Here is a 6,968-nt window from a genome sequence, read left to right on the forward strand (position 1 = left end):
TTGTTTTTCAGGATCAAAAGATCGCAGCCTTCGGCAGCTCCAGACAAGAGTGTTACGTTAAAAAGTCGAGGTAGGTAAACGATGTATCACGGGGAAAGATTGAACGCCTGGACCCATCTGGTCGGGGCGGTGGCGGCGTTTGTAGGTGGGGTATGGCTGATCGTTGTCGCCAGCCTCGACGGCAGTCCGTGGAAGATCGTCAGCATGGCGATCTACGCCTTCACCTTGCTGGTGCTGTACAGCGCATCAACCGTGTACCACAGCGTGCGCGGGCGCAAAAAGGCAATCATGCAGAAGGTCGATCACTTCTCGATCTACCTGTTGATCGCCGGCAGCTATACACCATTCTGCCTGGTAACGCTGCGCGGGCCGTGGGGCTGGACCTTGTTCGGAATCGTCTGGGGCTTGGCGCTGATCGGCATCCTGCAGGAGATCAAGCCGCGTTCGGAGGCGCGCATCCTGTCGATCGTGATTTATGCGGTGATGGGCTGGATCGTGTTGGTGGCGGTCAAGCCACTGATGACCGCGCTCGGTGGTGCCGGGTTTGCGTGGCTGGCATCGGGTGGGGTTTTGTACACCGTGGGCATCATCTTTTTTGCCCTGGACCATCGTCTGCGCCATGCCCACGGTATCTGGCATCTGTTCGTGATTGCCGGGAGCTTGCTGCACTTTGTGGCGATCTTCTTCTACGTCCTGTAGATCACCGTGACACCCATTGTGGGAGCGAGCCTGCTCGCGATTGCGGTATATCAGTCAGCATTGATGTTGATTGATACACCCTCATCGCGAGCAGGCTCGCTCCCACAATGGTTTTGTGTTTCCCGTTAAATGCCAGTAGGGATCAATCGATCCAACTGCTCCTGAGCCCTTCGACTGAATATCTGCAGCAGATCATTCAAGGTGTGCGGCTGCGGTTCGCTGGCTCGGGTCACTGCGTACAGGGTGATGGGCAGCGGCGGAGCCAGGGGGCGGATTGTCGTCGCCGTGGCAGAGGCGCCGAGGGCCGTGAACGGGTCGATCACCGCCAACCCGGCGCCGGACTCCACCATCGCCCGGGCCAACGAATAAGTCTGCACGGCGATGCGCACCCGGGGCGCAGGTTCGACCGCTTCCAGGTAGCTATCGAGCCGAGCGGCCAGAGGGTCGGCGCTGGACAGACCAATCAGCGGTGCATCGGCCAGGGCCATCAACGACAGCGGCGTTCCGGCCTCCGACGAGGGCCAGTAACCCTTTGGTGCCAATGCCACCAGCACTCCGGACGCCAGCGCCTGAGCCTTGAGCCCCGGATGATCCGGTTGCTGCAAGGTCAGGGCGACATCCACTTCGCGCATCAGCAGGTTCTGCACGAGTTCACGGCTATGGGCACTGGACAATTCACAGGCGATGTCCGGATAAAGCCCGGTCCACTCGTGGATGGCTGGCGGCAACAGCGACAGGGCCAACGCCGGGGTGGCGCCGATTCGCAGGCTGTGGCCCGGCTCGCGGCGCAGGCTCTGCGCCAGACGTCGCACGCCTTGCAGGCTTTCGCTGACCTTGTCGACCTCGCGCTCCAGTTCCAGGGCTTCGGGCGTGGCTTGCAACTTGCCGCGTACCCGCAGGAACAACGCAAAGCCCAGTTGCTGTTCGGCGTGCTGCAGCACTTTTGTTACCGCAGGCTGGGAGACGTGCAGCAATTGCGCGGCCGCGCTGATCGAACCGGTCTGGCGGATCGCCTGGAAAATCTCGATGTGTCGCAGTCGCATGGCAAGTCCATAACCTTTGTTTATGGGTTTGGCATCTTTATGCATTGTTCAACGCCTGTCACCTGGCACTAACCTCGGCCTCGTCTACACAACGGTTTTAAGGACGGACATGGCTCAGCGTGTATGCATCATCGGCGGCGGTGTGATTGGCCTGGCAACGGCCTATGCGCTGGTGCGCGACGGGTTCGAGGTGACGGTGGTCGAAGCCCGGGACTCGCTGGGCGTTGAAACGAGCTTCGCCAACGGCGGCCAATTGTCCTATCGCTACGTGGCGCCATTGGCCGATGCCGGGGTACCGATGCAAGCCATCGGCTGGATGCTGCGCAGTGATTCCCCGTTGAAATTGCGACCGCGCTTCGATCCGGCGCAGTGGCGCTGGATGGCGTCGTTCCTCAACGCCTGTCGCCGCTCGGTCAATCGGGAAAACGCCGCGCACCTGTTGCGTCTGGCGCTGCTGAGTCAGAGCACCTTGCAGACTTGGCGAGAGGGCGATGGGCTGGCCGGATTCCACTGGCGGCGCAACGGCAAGCTGGTGACCTTCCGCAATGTCGCAAGCTTTGACCATGCCCGCAAAGGCCTGGCCGACCCGCAGCAACAGCAGGTGCTGTCGCCTGCCGAGTGCGCACAGCTGGAGCCGGCACTGGCCGATGCCCCCTTTGTCGGGGCGATTTATACCCCGGACGAAGAGGTCGGCGACTGCCACGGTTTTTGCCAGCTGCTTGCCGCACGATTGAAAGCATCCGGTCGTTGCGAGTTTCGCTTGGGGCAAGCGGTGACGGGGATTCGTCATACCGATGGTGCGGTGAACGCCATCGAGTTGGGCGATGAGGTACTGGCGGTGGAACAACTGGTGATCGCAGCGGGTCATCGCAGTCCGGCGCTGGCACTGCCCGGTCTGCAATTGCCGCTGTACCCGCTCAAGGGATACAGCCTGACCGTACCCATTCACGCTGAGCACCGAGCGCCTGATGTGAGCATCACCGACTACGATCGCAAGATTGTCTACGCCCGCATCGGTGAACAATTGCGCATCGCGGCGATGGTCGACATTGTCGGCTTTGACCCCTCGATTGATCCGCAGCGTTTGGCCCTGATCAAGCGTCAGGCCCGCGACACCTTTGCCAATGCCGGCGCCTACGACGAGGCGGTCGAATGGGCCGGCATGCGCCCGGCGACACCCAGCGGCGTGCCGTTGTTGGGCGCTACGGCGTATCGCAACCTGTGGCTGAACCTTGGCCATGGTGCGTTGGGCTTCACCCTGGCGTGCGGCAGTGCGCGCTTGCTCAGCGAGCTGATCGGCCAGCGCCGGCCTTCTATCGACCTACACGGTTTCAACCATCGGGCCGCATGAATTTCTGTTTCTGAAGAGGACACTGCAATGACCATTCAACGTTTGCACAGCAACCCGCGTCTGTCCGGCATCGTGACGTTCGGCGACCTCGTGTTTCTCTCCGGCCAGGTGCCGGGCGAGGCCATGGACGCCAGTGGCCAGACGCGTGAGGTACTGGCGAAAATCGACGCCCTGCTGGCAGAAGTCGGCAGTGACAAGGATCATCTGCTAAGCGCGACTATTTATCTCAAGGACATCACCGCAGATTTTGCCGCGATGAACGAGGTCTGGTCAGCCTGGCTGTCAGCGGGCCAGGCACCGACTCGCACCACCGTGCAGGCGCAACTGGCCCGTCCAGAGGTGCTGGTGGAAATCACTGTGATAGCTGCCCGCCGCTAATCGCTCTACCCACAACGGAGAATAACAATGCAAAAAATCACGTTGCTCGGCTGTACCCTGGGGCTGCTGCTCGGCAGTCAGGTCCATGCCAATGAGGCGCCGCTGACCGGTACGCTGAGTAAAATCGCGAATGCCAACAGCATCACCCTGGGCTACCGCGATGCGTCGGTGCCGTTCTCTTACGTGGGGGACCACACCGGCAAGCCGATGGGTTATTCCGTGGATCTGGCGGGCAAGATTGTCGAGCGCATCCAGCAGCAACTGGCGTTGCCGGATCTGAAGGTGACGTACAACCTGGTGACCTCGCAAACGCGCATTCCACTGGTACAAAACGGTACGGTTGACCTGGAGTGCGGCTCTACCGGCGTGACTGCCGAACGGCAGAAGCAGGTGGCGTTTTCCTATGGCTTCATCTACGTCAAGGGGCAGTTGCTGACCGCCAGTGACAGCGGTATCAAGAGCTTCGCCGACCTGCGCGGCAAGAACGTGGTGACCACCGCGGGGACGACCAACGAGCGATATCTGAAAAGCTACAACGTTGATCACAAGATCGACATGTTCGTGATCAGCGCCAAGGATCACGGCGAGGCGTTCCAGATGCTGCAGTCGGGCCGCGCCGCGGCGTTCTACATGGACGATGCGCTGCTTTATGGCGAACGCGCCAAGGCCCATGACCCGCACAAGTGGGTAGTGGTCGGGGAAGAACAATCGCGGGAAATCTACAGCTGCATGGTGCGCAAGGACGATCCGCAATTCCTGGCGCTGGTCAACGGTGCGTTGGGCGACCTGTACAGCTCGGGCGAGATCAACGGCATCTACAAACGCTGGTTTGAGCAGCCGATCCCGCCAAAGGGTTTGAATCTTGAATTCCCGATGACCAGCGAACTCAAGGTAATCATCGCCAAGCCGGTGAGCGATCCGGTGCAGTAGTTCAGACCGTGTCGCGGCCAATCGCTAGCAGGCTAGCTCCCACATTGATTTCTGCTTGATCGCAGATATTGTGCCCGGCCGATAACCACTGTGGGAGCTAGCCTGCTAGCGATAGGGCCTTAGAAGTCGCCCCAAAGCTGCTGAGCTACCGATAGCGCCACAACCGGCGCGGTTTCAGTGCGCAACACCCGCGGCCCAAGGCGTGCCGCATGAAAACCTGCGCCCTTGGCCTGGTCCACTTCGGCATCCGACAACCCGCCTTCCGGGCCGATCAGGAACGCCAGCGTCGTGGGCTTGGCATGGCTGACCAATGGCTCGGCCACCGGATGCAGTACCAGCTTCAACTCGGCTTGTGTCTGCTTGAGCCAGTCAGCCAGCAACAGCGGCGGATGAATCACCGGCACCCGCGAGCGCCCACATTGCTCGCAGGCACTGATCGCCACCTGGCGCCAGTGCAGCAAGCGTTTGTCGGCGCGTTCGTCCTTTAGCCGTACCTCGCAACGATCGCTGAAAATCGGTGTGATTTCAGTGACACCCAACTCGGTGGCTTTCTGAATGGCCCAGTCCATGCGCTCACCACGGGACAAGCCCTGGCCGAGATGAATCTGCAGTGGCGATTCAATCTGACCGGCAAATTGCTCGTCGATCCGCACCACCACGCGTTTTTTTCCGACTTCCACCAGCGAACCAAGAAACTCCTGGCCGGAACCGTCGAACAACTGCAACGCATCGCCTTCAGCCATGCGCAGCACACGGCTGATGTAGTGGGCCTGGGCCTCGGGCAACTCGTGCTCGCCGGTGCTCAAGGGGGCGTCGATGAAGAAGCGGGACAGTCTCATTCTGGATCTCTGATGTTGATCGTTCCCACGCTCTGCGTGGGAATGCAGCCTGGGACGCTCTGCGTCCCGAAAGCGAACGCGGAGCGTCCGGTGAGGCGTTCCCACGCAGAGCGTGGGAACGAGCAAAAAACCGCATCAGCCCGGATCGCGGAAACCGGGATGGAAGTCTTTTGGCACCGCCACACTGACGCTGTCACGGGTAGCAATGTCGATGCCTTCACTGGCGACCTCGGCCAGGAAGTCGATCTGCTCCGGTGTGATCACGTACGGCGGCAGGAAATACACCACGCTGCCCAACGGGCGAAGCAAGGCACCGCGCTCCAATGCGTGCTGGAACACCTTCAAGCCTCGGCGCTCCTGCCATGGATAAGCTTCTTTACTCGCCTTGTCCTTGACCATCTCGATGGCCAGCACCATGCCGGTCTGGCGCACTTCGGACACGTTCGGGTGATCCACCAGATGCGCGGTAGAGGAGGCCATGCGCTGCGCCAGGGCCTTGTTGTTCTCGATGACGTTGTCTTCTTCGAAGATATCCAGCGTTGCCAGCGCCGCTGCGCACGCCAGCGGGTTGCCGGTGTAACTGTGGGAGTGCAGGAAGGCGCGCAGTGTCGGGTAGTCATCGTAGAAGGCGCTGTAGACCTCGTCGGTGGTCATGCACGCCGCCAGCGGCAGGTAACCGCCGGTCAGGGCCTTGGACAGGCACAGGAAATCCGGGCGTATGCCGGCTTGCTCGCAGGCAAACATCGTTCCGGTTCGGCCGAATCCCACAGCGATCTCGTCGTGGATCAGGTGCACGCCGTAGCGGTCACAGGCTTCGCGCAGCAGCTTGAGGTACACCGGGTGGTACATGCGCATGCCGCCGGCGCCCTGGATCAGCGGTTCGACGATGACGGCGGCGACGCTGTCATGGTGCTGCGCAAGGGCTTGTTCCATCGCCGCGAACATCGTGCGCGAATGTTCTTCCCAGCTCACGCCTTCAGGACGCAGGTAGCAGTCCGGGCTCGGCACCTTGATGGTGTCCATCAGCAGGGCTTTGTAGGTTTCGGTGAACAGCGGCACGTCGCCCACCGACATCGCCGCCATGGTTTCGCCGTGGTAGCTGTTGGTCAGGGTGACGAAGCGCTTTTTGTTCGGCTGACCGCGGTTGAGCCAGTAGTGAAAGCTCATTTTCAGCGCGACTTCGATGCAGGACGAACCGTTATCGGCGTAGAAGCACCGGGTCAGGCCTTCGGGCGTGATCTTCACCAGACGCTCGGAAAGCTCGATCACCGGTTGATGGCTGAAGCCGGCGAGGATCACGTGCTCCAGCTGATCGACCTGGTCCTTGATGCGTTGGTTGATGCGCGGGTTGGCGTGACCGAACACGTTGACCCACCAGGAGCTGACGGCATCGAGGTAGCGTTTGCCCTCGAAATCTTCCAACCAGACGCCTTCACCGCGCTTGATCGGGATCAGCGGCAGCTGTTCGTGGTCTTTCATTTGGGTGCAGGGATGCCACAACACCGCGAGGTCGCGTTGCATCCACTGGTTATTCAAGCCCATTTTCAGTCTCCTCGAGGCGGCTCGCGTCAGGCGCGGGCAAACAATCGCGCAAGCCTATGCAATGCGTCGCGCGGGGACAACCCATTGCGTCGATTGAACTACTTTGTAAAGGACGATAGGCGCTGCTGGCGGGCGTCTGAAGCGTCACGTATCCTTCGCGGTTCTTGAGTCGTCTGGCTCGCAAAA

General features: G+C 60.9%; 8 protein-coding genes. 4 read left to right on the top strand and 4 right to left on the bottom strand.

Features of this window, described 5'->3' with window-relative positions; translation table 11 throughout:
* Positions 1-81: 81 nt before the first annotated feature.
* Positions 82-699, top strand: a complete 618-nt coding sequence (gene trhA / locus ACRESJ_RS11835) for a PAQR family membrane homeostasis protein TrhA (RefSeq protein WP_431758046.1) — start codon at positions 82-84, stop codon at positions 697-699.
* Positions 700-824: 125 nt separating this feature from the next.
* Here the strand turns inward: trhA and ACRESJ_RS11840 are convergent, their stop codons facing one another.
* On the bottom strand, positions 825-1,742 hold the full coding sequence (locus tag ACRESJ_RS11840; protein ID WP_431758047.1) for a LysR family transcriptional regulator: 918 nt from the start codon (positions 1,740-1,742) through the stop codon (positions 825-827).
* Between the two features lie 109 nt (positions 1,743-1,851).
* Here ACRESJ_RS11840 and ACRESJ_RS11845 point away from each other — a divergent pair, with 109 nt between their 5' ends.
* The 3 genes from ACRESJ_RS11845 to ACRESJ_RS11855 are packed head-to-tail and all read left to right on the top strand — an operon-like array spanning position 1,852 to position 4,401.
* Positions 1,852-3,093 carry a D-amino acid dehydrogenase gene (locus ACRESJ_RS11845; RefSeq protein WP_431758048.1) on the top strand — a complete coding sequence of 414 codons (1,242 nt, stop codon included), beginning with the start codon at positions 1,852-1,854 and terminating at the stop codon, positions 3,091-3,093.
* A 27-nt stretch (positions 3,094-3,120) separates the two neighbouring features.
* Positions 3,121-3,471 carry a RidA family protein gene (locus ACRESJ_RS11850; protein ID WP_431758049.1) on the top strand — a complete coding sequence of 117 codons (351 nt, stop codon included), beginning with the start codon at positions 3,121-3,123 and terminating at the stop codon, positions 3,469-3,471.
* Between the two features lie 27 nt (positions 3,472-3,498).
* Positions 3,499-4,401 (top strand): transporter substrate-binding domain-containing protein, encoded by a 903-nt coding sequence (locus ACRESJ_RS11855; protein ID WP_431758050.1) that lies wholly within the window; start codon positions 3,499-3,501, stop codon positions 4,399-4,401.
* 119 nt (positions 4,402-4,520) lie between these two features.
* Here the strand turns inward: ACRESJ_RS11855 and ACRESJ_RS11860 are convergent, their stop codons facing one another.
* The 3 genes from ACRESJ_RS11860 to ACRESJ_RS11870 form a co-directional block, all read right to left on the bottom strand.
* Positions 4,521-5,240, bottom strand: coding sequence for a 16S rRNA (uracil(1498)-N(3))-methyltransferase (locus ACRESJ_RS11860; protein ID WP_431758051.1), 720 nt, complete (start codon positions 5,238-5,240; stop codon positions 4,521-4,523).
* 135 nt (positions 5,241-5,375) lie between these two features.
* The gene (locus ACRESJ_RS11865; protein WP_431758052.1) at positions 5,376-6,782 is read right to left on the bottom strand and encodes an adenosylmethionine--8-amino-7-oxononanoate transaminase; all 1,407 of its coding nucleotides are present in this window, start codon (positions 6,780-6,782) and stop codon (positions 5,376-5,378) included.
* On the bottom strand, positions 6,769-6,968 hold a 200-nt coding region (locus ACRESJ_RS11870; RefSeq protein ID WP_431758053.1), incomplete at its 5' end, for a hypothetical protein. The genes ACRESJ_RS11870 and ACRESJ_RS11865, both read right to left, overlap by 14 nt.

The sequence above is a fragment of the Pseudomonas sp. genome (assembly GCF_050739655.1).
In the GTDB taxonomy this organism is placed as follows: domain Bacteria; phylum Pseudomonadota; class Gammaproteobacteria; order Pseudomonadales; family Pseudomonadaceae; genus Aquipseudomonas.